Origin of the sequence: Desulfovibrio sp. 1188_IL3213 (genome assembly GCF_036763145.1) — a bacterium.
In the GTDB taxonomy this organism is placed as follows: Bacteria; Desulfobacterota; Desulfovibrionia; order Desulfovibrionales; family Desulfovibrionaceae; genus Desulfovibrio.
Genome location: NZ_JBAIYR010000604.1, coordinates 1 through 1117, shown reverse-complemented (window position 1 = coordinate 1117; position 1117 = coordinate 1). Strand labels below are relative to the sequence as shown.

1 pseudogene is annotated in these 1117 nt (G+C 57.1%); it reads left to right on the top strand.

Features of this window, described 5'->3' with window-relative positions:
- Positions 1–162: 162 nt before the first annotated feature.
- A pseudogene (locus tag V6C16_RS13945) lies at positions 163–1117 on the top strand (hypothetical protein); the annotation flags it as partial.

Genomic DNA, 1117 nt, shown 5'->3' with positions numbered 1-1117 from the left:
CTCGGACGGCTGCGTGAGCAGACGTTCGCTACGGAGGCGTAAGCGCAGTTTATCTGCGCGGTTAAACGCCGAAGTGAGCGTGCCTTAAACTTTGAGAATGTATATTCTCAAAGTTAATCTGCTCTAACTGTTGCGTGGCAATGGTTTAAAGGAGTGTGCGGCGTGAGTTTCGTATGGCGTGGCATTTATTTTGACAAGCAGGACAGGGAGATCCTTGTCCTTGTCAACCGCATTCTTGAATCCGATAATCATTCGGATACCTGTCTTTTTGACCCCAGCCTTCACCCGCACGGCATCAAGGAACTGGTGGCTTCTCCCGTTTCGCGTATGGCCTATGCGGTCATCAACCTGCTGCGCAACCTTCAGGCAGGACGCACACAGGCCAGGGACAGGCTGCTTGCCCTGCAAACCCTGTATGACGAGGTGCTGAACAGCGCGCATTCGTCCTTGCGGCGCAATACGGCGCGTGTGCTCATGCAGATCATGAAAAGCATCGTGCGCGCGCATGACAATCCGATGGAGCAGCTCAAGCTGGCCCACGACTTTCGCCGCACGGTACAGGGAACGCCGCGCATCGTGCGCCGTATGCTGGCCCGCTATCACTTGCCGGAAATGCCCGAAGCCTGGAACCAGATCGCCTTTGACGACCACGTGTACGATGCCAACACCAAGGGCCGCAAAAGCCCCACGCACCTCATAATGGACGCCTGGATCAAGGGCCTGCGTTCTTTGACCGTGGCCTACGAGTATTGGGTGCAGCCCGATGCCGCGCGCGAAATTTTGCGTGCCGCAGAAATAACGGGCATTGACGTGCGCATCGGCCTGGAATTTCAGGTGCCGTTTTACGGGCGTTTTGTCAGCCTGTTCTGGATACCGCGCGGCTTCAGTTCCAATGAGGATTTTCTGGAATTTCTGCACAGCCCCAAGATGGCTGAAATGATGAAGCGGGGCCGCGAGGTGTTGCGCTGGCGGCGTGACCGCGTGCTCAACTGCCTTGCGCTCTGGAACGAGCACCAGCGCGCCAAGATGGAAGCCGCCTGGGAAGTGGAAGTTCCCGAACTGTCGGGTGAAGAATTTTTGCGCATGGTGGGTCGGGGCCAGGCCAGCAGTCTGCATC